Raw genomic sequence first — 15488 nt, 5'->3', positions numbered from 1 at the left:
ATCACCGGGCGGAGGGGCCGGTTTTCCCCTGACTACGGAGGTATCGATGCGACGGCGACTGCCGATGGCACTGTTCGGCCTGGTCGTGTGGGTGCTCGCGGGCTGTTCGACGGCCACGGGCGCCGCACCGGCGACACCGGGCGCCAACCAGGCCGACGTCACCTTCTCCCAGCAGATGGTCCCGCACCACCAGCAGTCGATCCAGGTCGCGAACCTGGCCTCGGACCGGTCGGCCTCGGAGTTCGTGAAGGCCACCGCCGCCAAGATCGTCAAGGCCGAGTCGGCGGAGGTCCGGACGATGACCGGCTGGCTGCAGTCCTGGAACGCGGCCGTCCTGCCCGCGGCGGGGCACGCCGGGCACGCGATGCCGGGGATGATCACCGAAGGGCAGGTCGCCTCGCTGCAGAACCTGTCCGGCGCCGAGTTCGACAAGGTGTGGCTCCCGCTGATGGCCGAACACCTGCGCAACGGCGTCGCGATGGCCAAGACCGTGCTGTCTTCGGGCGAGCACGCCGAGACGAAAGCGCTGGCACAGGAGATCGTGGAGAACCAGACGGCCGCGATCGACGAGATCACCGCACAGCTTCCCTGACCCCCTGAAGGCCCTCCAACGCCCTCCGGTATTGTTCTCGGCGGTGGCGTGTCCGAGCGGCCGAAGGAGCACGACTCGAAATCGTGTGACGGTTAATACCCGTCCGTGGGTTCAAATCCCACCGCCACCGCAGCGAAGAGCCGGTCTCCACGGAGACCGGCTCTTCTGCGTCCGGGACTACTTGTTGAACTTGTCCTTGAGGTCCTGCACGCCGCCTTCCGCGCGGTCACGCAGGTCGTGCCCGGTCTCCTTGACCTGGCCTTCGGTCTGGTCGGCCCGGCCGGAGTTCGCGAGGTCGGAGTTGCCGGTCTTCTCGCCGAGCTTCTCCTTGGCGGCGCCGATGGCCTGCTCGGCCTTGTCCTTCGCCTTGTCGAAAACGCTCATGGCGGATGTTCCTCCTTCGACTGCGGCCGCCGTTTGCGACCGCCTGTCTCCGGGTTACCCGGGCCACGGGATCCGACACATCTGTCACCCGGTGCGGTTACCCCGTTGCCCGTGGAAGAACTCTTCGAGCAGGGCCGCGCATTCGGCCTCCAGCACGCCGCCGACGACCTCCGCGCGGTGGCTGAGCCGCCGGTCGCGGACGACGTCCCACAGCGAACCCACGGCCCCGGTCTTGGGCTCCCAAGCGCCGAAGACGACCTTCGCGACCCGGGCCATCACCAGCGCGCCGGCGCACATCGTGCACGGCTCCAGCGTCACGGCGAGCGTGCAGCCCTCCAGCCGCCAGCCGTCGCCGTAGATCTCGGACGCGGCCCGCAGGGCGAGGATCTCCGCGTGCGCCGTCGGGTCCCCGAGTTCTTCGCGGGCGTTGCGCGCGGAGGCGAGCGGGGTCCCGTCCGGCGACAGCACGACGGCGCCGATCGGCACGTCGTCGCCAGCACCTCGCGCCGCGACGATCGCCGCCCGGACGGCGGCGATGTCGGCGGCGGAGGCTGCGGGGCTCAGATCTCGTCCAGGATCTTCGTGAACTCGGCGGCGAATCCGCACCGCTGCGCGACCATCTGGAGTTGTTCGTCCGGATAGAGGTCGACCTCGCCGACGATCACCTGCAGTTCGGCCCCGGGGAGTCCGAGGTCGGACAGGATCTCCAGGTCGCCTTCCGGCCAGACCGCGTCGTCGTCCTCGTCCGGCGGGTCGACTCTCAGCACGTCGAGGACGTCCGCGGCGATGTCGTAGTCGAGCGCCGCGGCGGCGTCGGACAGCAGCAGGGAGGGGCCTCTCGGGCTCGGCCGGACGATCACGAAGAACTCGTCGTCGACCGCCAGCAGCCCGAACGCGGCCCCTGTCGAACGCAGTTTGCCGAGCTCGGTGATTGCAGCGTCGAGCTCGCCGAGCGCCCCCGGATCAAGGGAACTGCACCGCCACCGACCGTCCTCCCGCACCACGGCCACCGCGAACCCCGTGATCGGCTCTTGCACCGCCATGCGCACACCGTATTCCGCCCGCATTCGGAACGCACGCACGGTGCGCCCGAAGCGCCGCATGCGCCACTATCGAGACATGACCGGACCCACCGACCTGCCCACCCTCCCCGACGCCCGCTTCGCCGGATTGCTAGAGGAAGCCCGCGCGCTCCAGACGAAAACCGTAGAGCTCCGCCGGGAGATCCACCGGAATCCGGAGATCGGGCTCCACCTGCCGAAAACCCAGGCCTCGATCAAGGCGGCCCTCGACGGCCTGCCGCTCGAGATCATCGAGGGCAAATCGACCACCTCGCTGACCGCCGTCCTCCGCGGCGGGAAGCCGGGCCCGGCGATCCTGCTGCGCGGCGACATGGACGCGCTGCCGCTGCACGAGGACACCGGCCTCGACTTCGCCTCCGAGGACGACGGCGCGATGCACGCCTGCGGGCACGACACCCACGTCGCGATGCTGGCGTCGGCCGCGCGGCTGCTGTCCGAGCACGTCGACGAGCTGGCCGGGTCGGTGGTGTTCATGTTCCAGCCCGGTGAGGAGGGCGAGCACGGCGCGCGCCACATGATCCACGAGGGCGTGCTCGACGCCTCGGGCGAACGCGTCGAGAAGGCGTTCGGCCTGCACATCTTCACCCAGGTCGCGTCGGGCATCGTGCAGACCCGGCCGGGGCCGATCATGGCGTCGGCGAACAGCTTCCACGTCACCGTCACCGGCCGGGGCGGGCACGGCTCGGCGCCGCACCAGGCGATCGACCCGGTGCCGGCGGCGGCCGCGATGGTGAGCGCGCTGCAGACGATGGTGACCCGCAAGGTCAGCGTGTTCGAGCCCGCGGTGGTCTCGGTCACCCGGATCGAGGCCGGGACGACGACGAACATCATCCCCGAGACGGCGTTCCTGGAGGGCACGATCCGCACGCTGTCCGAGCGGACGCAGGCGTTCGTCCGCGAGGAGCTGCCGAAGGTGTGCGAGGCGGTCGGCGCGGCCCACGGCGTCCGTGTGAGCGCCGAAGTCCTCCCCGGCTACCCGGTCACGGTGAACGACCCGCAGGTCGCGGCGCGCGTGCTGGACCTGGCGGCCGAGGTCCTCGGCGCCCGCAACTCCGAGGTCATGGAGAACCCGGTGATGGGCGCGGAGGACTTCTCCTACGTCCTGCAGCGGGTTCCGGGCGCCTTCGCGTTCCTCGGCGCCTGCCCGCCCGACGCCGACCTGGCCACGGTCGAGGCGAACCACTCGAACCGCGTGGTCTTCGACGAGGACGCGATGGCCAACGGCGTCGCGATGTACGCCGCTTTCGCGCTGGACGCCCTTCGCTAGCCATTACACAACAGCGTTGATTTAATGGGTGCCATGAGCGATGACACCCTGGCCGTCCTGGCCACGCAGGAGGAGCGCCTGGTCTTCCGCCGGTTCGACAACGAGACCGCGCTGGAGCTGGGCACCCACCTGCTCGCGGCGGCACGGGACCGCGCCCTCCCGGTGACGGTCTCCGTGCGCCGCGGCGGGCAGCGGCTGTTCCACGCGGCGCTGCCGGGCACCTCGGCCGACAACGACGCGTGGATCGACCGCAAGAGCCGCGTCGTCGACCGGTACGGGCACAGCTCGTTCCTCGTCGGCGAGCGGTTCCGCGCGAAGGGCACGACGTTCGAAGCCGATTCCCGGCTCGACCCGGATCTCTACGCCGCGCACGGCGGCGTGTTCCCGGTGATCGTCGAGGGCGTGGGCCCGGTCGGCACCGTCGGCGTCTCGGGCCTGCCGCAGGCCGAGGACCACGCGTTCGTCGTCGAGCAGCTGGAAACCTTCCTCGCCGAACGGTCCTGAACGGACTATCGGCCGAGGCGCAAGGTGAGAAATTGGGCGCTGGGCGAGAGATCCGCGTAGTCGACCCGGTAGCCGCCGAAAGTGACCCCCTCGGCCTTGATCCGCGTCCATCGTGAAAGACACCGCCGGGCCGGCCGACGGCCGGGCGTAGGACATCGTCACGATCGCGCGCCCCGGTGAAACACACCTCTCCCCGTGCGGGCACCGCTCGTCCAGCACCGCCAGATAGGCGAGGCGCAGATCTTCGTCCGGCAGCACCGTCCAGGCGCCGAGGCGGAACGTGAACGCGTCGCCCAACGCCGGCGGGCCCCACGAGGCGTTCAGGAACACGAGCACCAGGCCGAACAGCACCAGTTTCGCCGGGGTCCCCCAGAGCCGCCGTCTTCGCATACCTGAAGCACGTGCAAACCGGCCCTCCCGGTTGCCTCGGACGGTTGTCCCGATCTCCGGGACAACCGTCCGAGGCGTCACCCGTGGTACCGTCGAGTGTCACATCATATATCAGATAGGGCATGCCAGTGATCTCCTCTTCGCGCTTCGACGAGCGGAAACGGCGGCTGTCCGGGGTCGTGGCCATCCCGGTGACGCCGTTCGACGCCGACGGCGCCGTCGATCCGGGCGCCTACGCGAAACTGGTGGACAGGGTGATCGACGGCGGGGCCGGCGTCGTGACACCCAACGGGAACACCGGCGAGTTCTACGCGCTGGACGAGGCCGAGACCCGGCTCTGCCTCGAGCTGACGGTCAAGGCCGCGGCGGGCCGGGCGAGCGTGGTCGCCGGAGTGGGGCACGACGTCCGGACGGCGATCGCCGCGGCGCGGCACGCCGGTGAGGCGGGCGCGGATCTGGTCATGATCCATCAGCCGGTGCATCCGTACGTCTCGGCGGAGGGCTGGGTCGAGTACCACCGCGCCATCGCGGCAGCGGTCCCGGAGCTGGGTGTCGTGCCGTACGTGCGCGACGCACGAATCGACGGCGAGCGGCTGGCGAGGCTCGCCGACGCGGCGGAGAACGTCATCGGGGTGAAGTACGCGGTGCCGGATCCGGTGCGGTTCGCGTCGGTGGCGCGGGACGCGGGGATCGATCGCTTCACATGGATCGCCGGGCTGGCGGAGCTGTCGGCGCCGGGCTATTTCGCCGTCGGCGCGACGGGGTTCACGTCGGGTTTGGTGAACGTCGCGCCGTCGCTCTCGCTGGAGATGTTCCGCGCGCTGCGCGACGGCGACTTCCGCGGCGCGATGGCCTGCTGGGAACGCGTCCGGCCGTTCGAGGAGTTACGGGCCGCGGACGGCAACGCCAACAACGTGAGCGTGGTGAAGGAAGCGTTGGCACAGCTGGGTTTGTGCCGCGCCGACGTCCGCCCGCCGAGCCGCGCGCTGACCGGCGCGGAACGAGAGCGGGTCCGCGCGGCGCTGACGTTTTTCTGACCGTGTCCGCACCCACTGGGGCGGGTGCGGACACGGTGACAGGTCAGAGGTCGTGGCCATCGACGATCGCGGCGTGGCCCGGATGGGCGCCTCGGGGCGCGCTGTTGCGCGGCGGGCGGCTGCTCACCGGCGAGGCCGGTGGGACCATGAGCGCGAAGAACGATGTCTGGCCGGTGCTCCTGTCTCCGATCGATTCTCGCGACCGGACGGAACCGGGGGAAATTTCCCTCGATGTCTTCGACTGTACGCCAGATCGTGCGGCTTTGGTGAATTGCTTCCGGACCGCCGTCGTGCGACGCTGAAGGAAGACCACGGAGCGTCCGTGGCGTGTTGTGGTACCAGTGCCTCTTCTCGGCCGCACCAGCCCCCTTCGGTGTTGTGAACCCCGTTGCTGGATTGCCCACTTTCACGAGAACCGGAACGGTGTGATCCACCATGACCTCCACCCAGACGCGGCAGGGCAGCGATTTCGCCGAACTGTCCAAATTGGTCAAAGACGCCGGCCTCCTCGACCGGCGCCGAAAGTTCTACGCGGTGAAGATCTCCTTGAACCTGCTCGCTTTCGCGGGCGGCTGGGTCGCCTTCGCACACCTCGGGGATTCTTGGTGGCAGCTGTTCCTCGCCGCGTTCTTCGCGATGATGTTCACGCAGCTGTCCTTCATCGGCCACGACGCCGGACACAAGCAGATCTTCCGCGGCCGCAGGGCGAACGACGTCACCGGTTTCGTCCACGGTGGACTGACCGGGCTGAGCTACGGCTGGTGGATCGGCACGCACACCCGCCACCACGCCAACCCCAACCACGAGGACGAGGACCCGGACGTCAACCTCGCCGCGCTCATCTTCACCAAGGCACAGGGCGCCGAACGGCGTGGTTTCCTGCGCTGGATGGCGAAATACCAGGCGTTCCTGTTCTTCCCGCTGCTCTTGCTGGAAGGCCTGAACCTGCACGTTTCGAGCGTGACGGCGATGTTCCAGCGCGGGTTCAAGCGGCGGAAGCTCGAAGCGGCGCTGATGCTGGCCCACGTCGCCGCGTACCTGACCGCGGTGTTCGTCGTCCTCTCGCCCGGTGTCGGTTTCGTCTTCATCGCCGTGCACCAGTGCCTTTGGGGCGTGTACATGGGCTGCTCGTTCGCCCCGAACCACAAGGGCATGCCGACGCTGTCGGCCGGGCACAAGCTCGACTTCCTGCGCAAGCAGGTGCTCACCTCGCGCAACGTGCGCGGCGGCCCGGTGGTGGACTTCGCGCTCGGCGGGCTCAACTATCAGATCGAGCACCACCTCTTCCCGAGCATGGCGCGGCCGAACCTCAAGCACGCGCAGGTGATCGTGCGGGAGTTCTGCGCGAAGCACGGCATCGACTACGCGCAGTGCGGCTGGGCGGCGTCGTACGGCTACGTGCTCCGGCATCTGCACGAGGTCGGGGCGCCGCTGCGTGCTCGACCGGTGGGTGCGCGATGACCTCCTCCGTCCGTTCCCTCGGCGAGGTCGTGACCGAGCCCGCCGCCGGCGACCGGTGCCCGAGCTGCCCGCATCCGATGTCCGCGCACGACGCGATCGCCCGCCGCTTCTGCACCGCGACCGCGGCCGGCGGCTTCAGCCGCGGCTGCACCTGCGCCACGAAACCCGAAACAACCGAATAGAGGATCACCATGAACGCCGACACCGTCCCCGTCTCCCGCTACGAGATCCGGGTGGACACCGTGAAGAAGATCGTCAACGAACACACCGACCTCGACAACGAGAAGGCGTTCGCGCTGGCCGTGCACATGGTGCGGGCGCTCGACACCGTGCCGGAGCCGGTCCGCTAGCTCGCAGCCGGAGCGTGACCGGGGTTACCCGCGCGTTAACAAGGCGTCAGCGAGGTCTCGCGAAGCGTCAGGGAGACGTTGCCGGAACGGCCCGGCCGGGTCGATCGGAGTTGTGCTGACAAGGCACTGACCGATCGACGCGGAGGTAACCGTGACGCTCACCGAGCTCCTGCCCAGCCTCGGCTGCGAGGCCGCCGACCACCTCGAACCCGGGGTGTGGCCACGGAGCACCCGGCTCGGGCCCGGCGGGGAACTGCTGTTCGCCGGCGCGCCGGTGTCCCACCTCGCCGCGAGGTTCGGGACACCGGCGTATCTGCTCGACGAGGACGAAGTCCGCCAGAACGCCCGCGCCTACCGCAAGGCCCTGCCGGACGCCGAGGTGGCGTACGCGAGCAAGGCGCTGTGCACCCGCGCGGTCCTGCGCTGGGTCGCCGAGGAAGGGCTTTCCCTCGACACCTGCTCGGCGGGCGAGATCGCGGTTGCGCGGGCGATCGGCTTCCCCGCCGAGCGGATCCTGTTGCACGGCAACGCGAAAACCCCCGAAGACCTCAAGGCGGCGTTGTCCTACGGCGTCCGCCGGATCGTGGTGGACTCGCTCGACGAGATCGAGCAGCTCGGCGCGCTGGCCACCGGCGCGCAGCAGGTGCTGATCCGCGTGACCCCCGACGTCGCGGCGGGCACGCACGCGGCGATCACCACCGGCACCGAAGGACAGAAGTTCGGCTTCTCGTTGCGCGAAGGGGTCCGCGACAACCTCGGCCGGGCCGTCTCCGCGGTGCTCGCGCAGCCGGGGCTCCGGCTGGCCGGGCTGCACTGCCACATCGGCTCCCAGGTGTCGCGGGTGGATTTCTACGAACTGGCCGCCCGCAAGATGATCGGCGTGCTCGTCGCGCTCCGCGAGACCCACGGTGTCACCCTGCGCGAACTGGATCTCGGCGGCGGGCACGCCGTGCGTTATCTGCCCGGCGACCCGGGTTTCGACATCGACGGTTACGTGCGCCGTCTGCGGGTCGCGCTCGCCTACGAATGCTCCTCGCACGGCTTCCCCCTGCCGAAACTGACGATCGAACCGGGCCGCGCCATCGTGGGCCCGGCTGGCATCACCGTGTACCGGGTCTGCGCGGTGAAACGCGGCTCGCGCACCTTCGTCGCCGTCGACGGCGGGATGAGCGACAACGCCCGGCCCGCGCTCTACGGCGCGACGTACACCGCTCGCCTGATCGGCAGGCGCAGCCGTGCGGCCAGGCGGCCGATGACGGTGGTCGGACGGCACTGCGAATCGGGTGACGTCCTCGCCGACGGGCTCTCGCTCCCCGACGACGTCCACCCCGGCGATCTGCTCGCCGTCCCCTGCACCGGGGCGTACCACCACTCGCTCGCGTCGAATTACAACCTCGTCGGCAGGCCACCGGTGGTCGGCGTTTCCCGAGGTAGGGCGACGCTGCTCGTCCGCCGGGAAACCGAGGAGGACCTGCTCGAACGCGATCTCGGCTGAGGCGCCGTCCGAAATCCTCGGCACCCGGCCTGTCACGCGACAGAATCCTTTGCCCGAAGGGGCAGAGAAAGAGAATCGCGACAAACAACTTAACGGCGGTAGCATTCTGGACATTGATCGATACGCTGCGCGACAAGAATCGCATGCCGAAACAAAGGGAGGGACGGCATGGGTGACGAACCACGCGCGCAGATGGAGCAGCGCACGCCTAGAGGTTTGGACAATACCGATCGCACTCTGATCGCTCTACTGCAAGTCGACGGGCGGGCCTCGTTCACGGCCTTGGCCAAGGCCGTCGGGCTGTCGGAGGGCGCCGTGCGGCAGCGCGTCCAGCGGCTGCTGCGGGACGAGACGATGCAGATCGTCGCGGTCACGGATCCGGCGAACGTCGGGCTCGGCCGTCAGGCGATGGTCGGGATCAGGGTCCAAGGCGATCCGCGGGCGGTCTCCGACCAGCTCTCCGGATTGCCGGACGTCCACTACGTCGTGCTGACCGCAGGAGGCTACGACCTGCTCGCCGAGGTCGCCTGCCGGGACGACGAACACCTCTTGAGTGTGCTGAACGACGACATCCGGCCCATCCCGGGTGTCGTCAGCACGGAGACCTTGGTCTACCTGAAACTCGCGAAACAGACATACGCCTGGGGCAACCTGACCCGATGACGGCACGTCCCGCGCCATGAAAGGTCCCTTCCTCACGGATCACGCTGGGAAGGGACCTTTCATGGCATGGGTCAGACGCAGCGCAGGAACACGTCGGGAGTCCGCCGCCCGGAATCGAGACCGCGGAGGACTTTCGGCAGCGTCCCGGTGTACAGGACCCCGAGCCGCTGCGTCGCCCGCGTCAGCGCGACGTACAGTTCCGCCTCGCCGCTCGGGCCGTCCGCGAGGATCCGCTCCGGTTCCACCACCAGCACGGCGTCGTACTCCAGCCCCTTGGTCGCCGACGGGGCGATCGCGCCGGGCACTCCGGGCGGCCCGATGACGACCGAGGTTCCCTCGCGACCCGACTCTTCGCGGGTGAACGCGGCGATGGCGTCCTCCATGTCCACTTCGGACACTCGACGCGCCCACGGCCGGACACCGCACGAACGCACCGATTCCGGCGGAACGGCGCCCGGCGCGAAACTCGCCAGCAGCGAAGCGGCCACCGCCATGATCTCCGACGGCGTCCGGTAGTTGACGGTCAGCTTCCGGTACACCCAGCGATCGGCGACGTACCGGGAGAGCATCGAGTCCCAGGACCGGGCACCCGACGGCGACCGCCGTTGCGCGAGATCCCCGACGACGGTGAACGACCGGCTGGGACAGCGCCGCATCAGCACCCGCCAGTCCATTTCGGACAGTTCCTGTGCTTCGTCGACCACGACGTGGCCGTAGGTCCATTCCCGGTCGGCGGCGGCGCGTTCGGCCAGATCCCGCTCGTCGCGCTCGGCGAACCGGTCGGCCAGTTCCTCGGCCATCAGCACGTCCGTCGGCCGCAGCGCGAACTCGTAGTCGTCGTGGTCCTCCTCGACCTCGACGATCTCCAGCACCCGCTCGGCGTACTCCTTCCGTGCCCGCCGCCGCCGTTCCTCCGCCCGGCGCTCGGCCGTGCGGTCCCGGCCGAGCAATTCGACGGCCTCGTCCAGCAACGGCACGTCGGAGACCGTCCACGCGTCCGCGTCCGCACGGAACAGCGCCGGGTCGGCGCCGGCCGCCCGCAACCGCTCCGGCGAGGCGTAGAGGTCGGCGAGCAGCCGTTGCGGCGTCAGCGACGGCCAAAGGCGGTCGAGCACCGCGCGGAGCTGCTCGCTGGCTTCGAGATCACGCCGGGCGTTCTTCAGCATCTCCGGGCGCGTGTGCTCGTCGTCCGACGGCAGCCACCCCGCGCCGAGCCGGTCGACCGCGCGGGTGGCGAGCGCGGTGATCACCTCTTGCTCGAAGACGGCCTTCGCCTCGTTGTGCAGCAGGCCGCTTTCCCTGGCCAGCTCGCGCGCCGCGGCCGCGACCCCGGCGTCCAGCGGCACGGTGACGTCGTCGAGCTCGATCGGTTCGGCGTCGGAGGGCAGCTCCTGCCGGTCCGCCACCGCCGCCGCGAGCACGTCCAGGATCGCCAGCGAGCCCTTGAGCCGCTGGACCGCGGGCGGATCCTCGCGTTCGGTGCGCAGACCGGCCACGAGGTCACCCGGCGTCGCGAAGACCACGCTGGTCTCGCCGAGCGACGGCAGGACACGGCCGATGTGGTCGAGGAATCCGCTGCTGGGCCCGACCACGAGCACGCCGCGCCGTTCCATGCGTTCCCGTTTCGTGTACAGCAGGTACGCCACCCGGTGCAGCGCCACCGCCGTCTTCCCCGTGCCCGGACCGCCCTCCACGACGACGACGCCCGGGTGCGCCAGCCGGATGATCTCGTCCTGTTCGGCCTGGATCGTCGCGACGATGTCCCGCATCCCCTCGCCGCGCGGCGCGTTGACCGCGGCCAGCAGCGCCGCGTCGCCGCGTTCACCCGCCGATTCCAGACGGCCGAAGACCTCGTCGGCGAAGTCGCGGACGTCGCGGCCGAGGGTGCGGAATTGACGGCGCCGCGCCATTCCTTCCGGTGACGCGCCCGTCGCGCAGTAAAACGCGCGCGACGCCGGCGCCCGCCAATCGAGCACCAAAGGTTCGTAGTCGTTCTCTTCGTCGAAAAGACCGATCCGGCCGACGTACGACCGTTCTCCCGAAAGGGCGTCCAACCGGCCGAAACAAAGACCCTCGTCGGCGATCTTCAGCCTGGCCATCTCGCGCGCCTTGGCCCCGACCGAGACCTCACGGTCGGCAAGGGCGAAGCCTTCTCCCCTCAGCGCACCGGCGTACGCCTCCTTCACTCGTGCGCGTTCGGCGTCCAGTCGCCGGTAGAGCGACGCCACGTACTGCCGTTCGGATCGCAATTCCTCGTCGTACCCCTGATTTGACAAGTTCCCCTCACAGCGGATAGACTGTCGACACATTCGGCGCATCGAATCAAGCATTTGATTCGGGCGTCGATTTTTTATTGTCCACCGCTTGTCAAGAGACCCCGGCATTCCCGGGTGAACGATCGTGCGCGATAATGGGAACGAACATCCGCCATTACCGCGCACGATCCACTCAGCCGAGCATGAACTCGCGGGGGTCCAGCGCGCGCCCCACCACCCGGACGTCGCCGAGCCAGCCGTGGAACGCCTGCTCGACGATCGAGTCGTAGGCGTAGGCGCCGATCAGCCACGAGCCACCGGGGTTCGCGATCCCCGCGGCCGGCGTCTTCGGGTTCCGCAGCACCGGGCAGCCGTCGACGTAGAGCGTCGTCCGCCTGCCGTCGTTGACCGCCGCGACGTGGATCCACTCCTCCAGCTTCAGCTCGTGCCCCCAGCAGGTGGAGATCCCGTTCTGGTTCACCGGGAACACCGCCCACTGGAACGCCGCACCGTCCGAAAGGGACAGTGTGGCCGAGGGCTCGCCGGGATCGTCGCCGGTCTTACCCGCCTTGCCACCGGAACCCTGCCTGCCGAAGATCGCGGCCCAGGCGTGCTTCCCGTCCTTGAAATCCGCGGGCAGCTTGACGAACGCCTCGACGGTGTAGCCGCGCGCGAACGTCTCCGCGTTCATCGGCGCGGAGTCCGCGGTGCGCAGATAGCCGCCGCGAGCCGGTTTCTTGCCGCCGTCGAACCGGAGGCTCGACCTCGACGGCTGCCGCCCGGAGAACTCGCCGGAGAACCGCAGCGCCTCGGGCGCGCTGCCGGGCAGGGTCACCCGGACCAGGTCGTTGCCCCGGCCGGAAAGATCACGGACACCATCCACGGGCGCCCCGTCACGGCCTTCGAACCGCCAGTAGGCCACGGTTCCGCGGATCAGCTGCCGTTCGGCCGGCCGCGCGGGCGGGACCGGGACCGGCGCGAACCCGGCGAACCTCGACTCGAAGTCGATCTCCAGGCTGAAGTAGTCGGCCGGGCCGGTGCGTTCGATCTCCTGCCGTTGCAGCTCGTTCAGCCGCGGCGCCTGGTCCGCGAGCCACGGCGAGACGGTGCGGACGTCGATCACGTTCCGCGCGAGGTCGAAGCGGTAGAGCCGGATCATCGCGCTGCCGCCGTAGTAGCGGTCCTGGTAGTTCGTGATGTGCAGATGGACGTCGTGGCCCGCGTTGTTCTGCTTCACCATGCGCCCGGGTGGCCAGTAGTGCCCGTTGAGCGTCAGGAAGATCTGGTCGTTCCCGGCGACCAGTTCGTCCCACACCTTCTGCCCGAACTCCGAGAATTGGGCCTGTCCCGCCTCGTCGGCCCATACCAATTCATGGATGGTCAGAATGGCCGGGAGCCGCGGATTCCGCGCGAGCACCGACCGCGCCCACTCCAGCCCGCCCGCCGACGGCCGCCAGTCGAGCGCGAGCAGCAGCCACTCGCGGCCACCGGCGCGGAAGACGTGGTGGCTGTTGTAGCCGTCCGGGCTCGCGCCGCGGAAGGTCCGCGAACCGCGCTGCCGGTGCGGCCCGAACGCGTCCAGGTACGGCGTGCGGCCGCGCTGGTCGTCGGTCGAGGACTTGACGTCGTGGTTGCCCGCCAGCGTGCTGTACGGGAACCGCCGCCGGTCCAGGTGCTGGAACGAGCGGCTGATCTGCTCGAACTCGCCGGGCTGCCCGTTCTCGGTGAGGTCACCGAGGTGCGCCAGGAAGACGATGTTCTCGTCGCCGCCGGTGACGTACCGCAGCGTGGCGTCCAACGGCGCGGGGTCACCGCGGTCGGCGTCGAAGAGGTACTGGGTGTCGGGCAGCACCGCGAGGGTGAAGCGGCCGTCTTCGAAATCCGGGCCGTGATGGCCGAAGGTCGCCGAAGCCGCGGGAGCACCTAGCGCGGGTAACGCGGAGACCGCCGCACCGGCGCCGAGCAGGCCCGCGCCGCGCAGGAAGGTCCGTCTGGATGAGTCGTTCACGGCCGCAACCTACGGTCGCGGAGGCAACGCGTCCCGAACCGCGGATGAACACTTGCCCCGCTCGGTAGCTTCGTCCCATGGGGAACGTCAAACGCTGGCCCGTGCTCGCCGGGGTCGGTGTGGTGGTGGCCGCGGCAGGCTGGTGGATCGTGGACGAGATGCCGTCGGTGGACGACGCCGTCGCCCGCGAGGCACTGCCGCCGATCGACGAACATCTGCGCTCGCTCGCCGGCGCCCGGGAGGCGGGAATCCGCTGGGTGTGCACGCAGAAGGTGATCGAGACCCGGCCGGACGGCGAACGGGTCAAGATCGGCCTGGTCGCGAGCTGCGACGAGGTCGCGAAAGAAGGCGACGGGCTCGTCACGCGCGGCGGATTCCGCCGTCAGCCGATGGTCTACCGCGTCGAACGCACTCCCGGCGGGTACCGGGTGCTCGACCGGAAGGTCGCGGTGGACGGGGCGGGCTACTCGCCTTCGGTCAAGGAGATGTTCTCGTGGGTCGGGGCCCGCCGGGTGCTCGACGGCGCGAGCCCGGACGACCCTCGGAGCGTTTCGGCCGCCGCGTTCGGCCTGCCCGGAAGCACCCCGGTGCGGACCGGCCGCTGATCAGTCGCCGTTGCGGTCGATCTGCTTCGGCACGACGAACCACATGACGACGAACAGCACCCCCGACACCACGCCGAGGATCGTCATCGCGATCGGGCCGAAGACGACCTTCGCGATGAGCGCGACGGTCGTGGTGATGGCGGCCGCGAGGCAGGCGAGCCCGACCAGAACGGAACGGTTGCCGACGGTGAGGATCCGCTCACGGTTCCCGGTGCGGAACAGCAGCCGGTGCCACGCGGCGGGCGCAGTCAGCAGGACCGTCGAGCAGACCGTGAGCAGGACCGCCGTCAGATGGACGGATTTCTCGAACCCGCTCGCCTGGTGGAACTCGTCGGTGAACACCACCGTGAGCAGGAAACCGAAGAGGATCTGGACACCGGCCTGCGCGACCCGCAGCTCCTGCAGGAGCTCACTGACGTTGCGGGTCAGGCGTTCGTTCTTCGTCTCGCCGGTGTGCTCGACCATTCAGCGGCTCCAAGACCATCGGTTGACGCCTGACCTTTTCATGCCAGCCGAGCGAAGTCACTGACACCACCACCACGGCGAGGCCCAGCCACTGAGTACCCGACAAATCGGCGTTCAAGCACAATACGCCGATAACGGCCGCCGTGACGGGGAACGCCAGCTCCGCGAGCGTCGCCCTGGCGGCCGGGGTCGACCGCAGGCCCAGGTAGTACAGGCTCAGCGCGAGCAGGCCCGGGACCAGCGCCAGCAGGCCGAGCCCAAGCGCGTTGTCCCAGCCCACGGCGAACTGGCCGCCCTGGTACGCCACGATTCCCGCCGAGACCGGCAGCCCGACCGTGAAGCGCAGCGTGGTGACCTCCTTCGGCGCCAGCTCGGTGGACAGCAACCGTCCGAGCACCGTGCCCGCCGCCCACAACGCGGCCGCGCCGATCGCCAGCAAGGCCGCCTTCGCCGCGGCGACCTGGATGTTCAGCGGATCCTTGAAGGCCAGCAGCCAGGCACCGAGCAGCGCCGGGATCGCGAACAAGGCGTACCCCGGGCGGACCCGCTCGCGGAGCACGAAATACGCCGCCAGCACGGCGAACACCGGCTGGAGCTTCTGCAGCACCAACGGCGTCACGGGGTCGCCCAGCTTGAAGGCGGCGGTGAACATCGCCGTCGCGAGCGCGGAGGACCCGCCGCCGATGGCGAGCACGGCCAGCCATTCCCGCGGGCCGGTCCGGCGCAGCGCCCGGATGGCGCCGGGGATGAGGGGGCTCAGCACGAGCACGACCAGCAGGTGCTCCCAGAAAACGACCGTCGCCGCCGGGAGCGCCTCGGCGAGTGGGAGGCGCAAAAGGCCGTCGGTGCCCCAAAGGGCGGCGGCGACCGCGACCAGCCAGGTGCGATCCGGAGGGTTGCTACTCACATTTCCTGCCCATAGTTCGAGAA

17 protein-coding genes and 1 tRNA gene are annotated in these 15488 nt (G+C 69.6%); 11 read left to right on the top strand and 7 right to left on the bottom strand.

What is annotated here, in order from left to right:
* Nucleotides 1–46: 46 nt before the first annotated feature.
* Together H4W30_RS09780 and H4W30_RS09775 are read left to right on the top strand one after the other, a co-directional pair.
* Entirely contained in the window at nucleotides 47–592 is a 546-nt protein-coding gene (locus tag H4W30_RS09780) for a DUF305 domain-containing protein (protein WP_192742589.1), read from the top strand.
* Between the two features lie 42 nt (nucleotides 593–634).
* Nucleotides 635–722, top strand: a tRNA-Ser gene (locus H4W30_RS09775).
* Nucleotides 723–769: 47 nt separating this feature from the next.
* Here H4W30_RS09775 and H4W30_RS09770 read toward each other — a convergent pair.
* The 3 genes from H4W30_RS09770 to H4W30_RS09760 all read right to left on the bottom strand — a co-directional run bounded on the left by H4W30_RS09770 (nucleotide 770) and on the right by H4W30_RS09760 (nucleotide 2019).
* Complete coding sequence (locus H4W30_RS09770) at nucleotides 770–976, bottom strand: CsbD family protein (protein ID WP_126737547.1); 207 nt, start codon at nucleotides 974–976, stop codon at nucleotides 770–772.
* Nucleotides 977–1060: 84 nt separating this feature from the next.
* The gene (locus tag H4W30_RS09765) at nucleotides 1061–1513 is read right to left on the bottom strand and encodes a nucleoside deaminase (RefSeq protein ID WP_192742649.1); all 453 of its coding nucleotides are present in this window, start codon (nucleotides 1511–1513) and stop codon (nucleotides 1061–1063) included.
* Nucleotides 1514–1536: 23 nt separating this feature from the next.
* A complete protein-coding gene (locus tag H4W30_RS09760) occupies nucleotides 1537–2019 on the bottom strand; it encodes a tRNA adenosine deaminase-associated protein (RefSeq protein WP_197684721.1) in 483 nt (160 codons plus the stop codon).
* Nucleotides 2020–2095: 76 nt separating this feature from the next.
* Between H4W30_RS09760 and H4W30_RS09755 the strand changes: the two genes are divergently transcribed.
* From H4W30_RS09755 to H4W30_RS09720, 8 genes are all read left to right on the top strand, one after another.
* Nucleotides 2096–3325 (top strand): M20 metallopeptidase family protein, encoded by a 1230-nt coding sequence (locus tag H4W30_RS09755; RefSeq protein ID WP_192742588.1) that lies wholly within the window; start codon nucleotides 2096–2098, stop codon nucleotides 3323–3325.
* Between the two features lie 33 nt (nucleotides 3326–3358).
* Nucleotides 3359–3829, top strand: a complete 471-nt coding sequence (locus tag H4W30_RS09750; protein ID WP_192742587.1) for a heme-degrading domain-containing protein — start codon at nucleotides 3359–3361, stop codon at nucleotides 3827–3829.
* Between the two features lie 512 nt (nucleotides 3830–4341).
* Complete coding sequence (locus H4W30_RS09745; protein ID WP_192742586.1) at nucleotides 4342–5256, top strand: dihydrodipicolinate synthase family protein; 915 nt, start codon at nucleotides 4342–4344, stop codon at nucleotides 5254–5256.
* Between the two features lie 435 nt (nucleotides 5257–5691).
* On the top strand, nucleotides 5692–6717 hold the full coding sequence (locus H4W30_RS09740; protein ID WP_192742585.1) for a fatty acid desaturase family protein: 1026 nt from the start codon (nucleotides 5692–5694) through the stop codon (nucleotides 6715–6717).
* Nucleotides 6714–6899 carry an RGCVC family protein gene (locus H4W30_RS09735; RefSeq protein ID WP_192742584.1) on the top strand — a complete coding sequence of 62 codons (186 nt, stop codon included), beginning with the start codon at nucleotides 6714–6716 and terminating at the stop codon, nucleotides 6897–6899. The genes H4W30_RS09740 and H4W30_RS09735 overlap by 4 nt, the downstream gene beginning before the upstream one ends.
* A 9-nt stretch (nucleotides 6900–6908) precedes the next feature.
* The gene (locus tag H4W30_RS09730; RefSeq protein WP_185927419.1) at nucleotides 6909–7067 is read left to right on the top strand and encodes a DUF6307 family protein; all 159 of its coding nucleotides are present in this window, start codon (nucleotides 6909–6911) and stop codon (nucleotides 7065–7067) included.
* Between the two features lie 151 nt (nucleotides 7068–7218).
* Nucleotides 7219–8562 carry a diaminopimelate decarboxylase gene (gene lysA / locus H4W30_RS09725; protein WP_192742583.1) on the top strand — a complete coding sequence of 448 codons (1344 nt, stop codon included), beginning with the start codon at nucleotides 7219–7221 and terminating at the stop codon, nucleotides 8560–8562.
* A gap of 168 nt (nucleotides 8563–8730) precedes the next feature.
* Nucleotides 8731–9225: an Lrp/AsnC family transcriptional regulator gene (locus tag H4W30_RS09720; RefSeq protein WP_005167158.1), complete on the top strand. Its 495-nt coding sequence runs from the start codon at nucleotides 8731–8733 to the stop codon at nucleotides 9223–9225.
* A 71-nt stretch (nucleotides 9226–9296) separates the two neighbouring features.
* On the opposite strand, the gene helR is transcribed toward H4W30_RS09720, so the two are convergent.
* Both helR and H4W30_RS09710 read right to left on the bottom strand, forming a co-directional pair.
* Nucleotides 9297–11501: an RNA polymerase recycling motor ATPase HelR gene (gene helR, locus H4W30_RS09715; protein WP_318780575.1), complete on the bottom strand. Its 2205-nt coding sequence runs from the start codon at nucleotides 11499–11501 to the stop codon at nucleotides 9297–9299.
* A 172-nt stretch (nucleotides 11502–11673) separates the two neighbouring features.
* Nucleotides 11674–13488, bottom strand: coding sequence for a LamG-like jellyroll fold domain-containing protein (locus H4W30_RS09710; protein WP_192742581.1), 1815 nt, complete (start codon nucleotides 13486–13488; stop codon nucleotides 11674–11676).
* Between the two features lie 77 nt (nucleotides 13489–13565).
* Here H4W30_RS09710 and H4W30_RS09705 point away from each other — a divergent pair, with 77 nt between their 5' ends.
* Nucleotides 13566–14093 carry a hypothetical protein gene (locus tag H4W30_RS09705; RefSeq protein ID WP_192742580.1) on the top strand — a complete coding sequence of 176 codons (528 nt, stop codon included), beginning with the start codon at nucleotides 13566–13568 and terminating at the stop codon, nucleotides 14091–14093.
* On the opposite strand, the gene H4W30_RS09700 is transcribed toward H4W30_RS09705, so the two are convergent.
* Both H4W30_RS09700 and H4W30_RS09695 read right to left on the bottom strand, forming a co-directional pair.
* Complete coding sequence (locus tag H4W30_RS09700; protein ID WP_192742579.1) at nucleotides 14094–14558, bottom strand: DUF6328 family protein; 465 nt, start codon at nucleotides 14556–14558, stop codon at nucleotides 14094–14096.
* Nucleotides 14503–15465 (bottom strand): DMT family transporter, encoded by a 963-nt coding sequence (locus H4W30_RS09695; protein WP_126737535.1) that lies wholly within the window; start codon nucleotides 15463–15465, stop codon nucleotides 14503–14505. Before H4W30_RS09695 ends, H4W30_RS09700 begins: the two co-directional genes overlap by 56 nt.
* Nucleotides 15466–15488: the final 23 nt, after the last annotated feature.

The organism is Amycolatopsis roodepoortensis (assembly GCF_014873915.1).
Lineage (GTDB): Bacteria > Actinomycetota > Actinomycetes > Mycobacteriales > Pseudonocardiaceae > Amycolatopsis > Amycolatopsis roodepoortensis.
The sequence above is the reverse complement of the archived record's forward strand: the minus strand, read 5'-3'. Positions and strand labels throughout refer to the sequence as shown.

Bases quoted from the DNA above. Each gene is read 5' to 3' on its own strand.
- H4W30_RS09770 (WP_126737547.1), bottom strand. From the start codon at position 976: ATGAGCGTTTTCGACAAGGCGAAGGACAAGGCCGAGCAGGCCATCGGC.
- H4W30_RS09735 (WP_192742584.1), top strand. From the start codon at position 6,714: ATGACCTCCTCCGTCCGTTCCCTCGGCGAGGTCGTGACCGAGCCCGCC.
- H4W30_RS09760 (WP_197684721.1), bottom strand. From the start codon at position 2,019: ATGGCGGTGCAAGAGCCGATCACGGGGTTCGCGGTGGCCGTGGTGCGG.
- H4W30_RS09700 (WP_192742579.1), bottom strand. From the start codon at position 14,558: ATGGTCGAGCACACCGGCGAGACGAAGAACGAACGCCTGACCCGCAAC.
- H4W30_RS09720 (WP_005167158.1), top strand. From the start codon at position 8,731: ATGGGTGACGAACCACGCGCGCAGATGGAGCAGCGCACGCCTAGAGGT.
- H4W30_RS09740 (WP_192742585.1), top strand. From the start codon at position 5,692: ATGACCTCCACCCAGACGCGGCAGGGCAGCGATTTCGCCGAACTGTCC.
- H4W30_RS09745 (WP_192742586.1), top strand. From the start codon at position 4,342: ATGCCAGTGATCTCCTCTTCGCGCTTCGACGAGCGGAAACGGCGGCTG.
- H4W30_RS09780 (WP_192742589.1), top strand. From the start codon at position 47: ATGCGACGGCGACTGCCGATGGCACTGTTCGGCCTGGTCGTGTGGGTG.
- H4W30_RS09750 (WP_192742587.1), top strand. From the start codon at position 3,359: ATGAGCGATGACACCCTGGCCGTCCTGGCCACGCAGGAGGAGCGCCTG.
- H4W30_RS09705 (WP_192742580.1), top strand. From the start codon at position 13,566: ATGGGGAACGTCAAACGCTGGCCCGTGCTCGCCGGGGTCGGTGTGGTG.
- H4W30_RS09730 (WP_185927419.1), top strand. From the start codon at position 6,909: ATGAACGCCGACACCGTCCCCGTCTCCCGCTACGAGATCCGGGTGGAC.
- H4W30_RS09755 (WP_192742588.1), top strand. From the start codon at position 2,096: ATGACCGGACCCACCGACCTGCCCACCCTCCCCGACGCCCGCTTCGCC.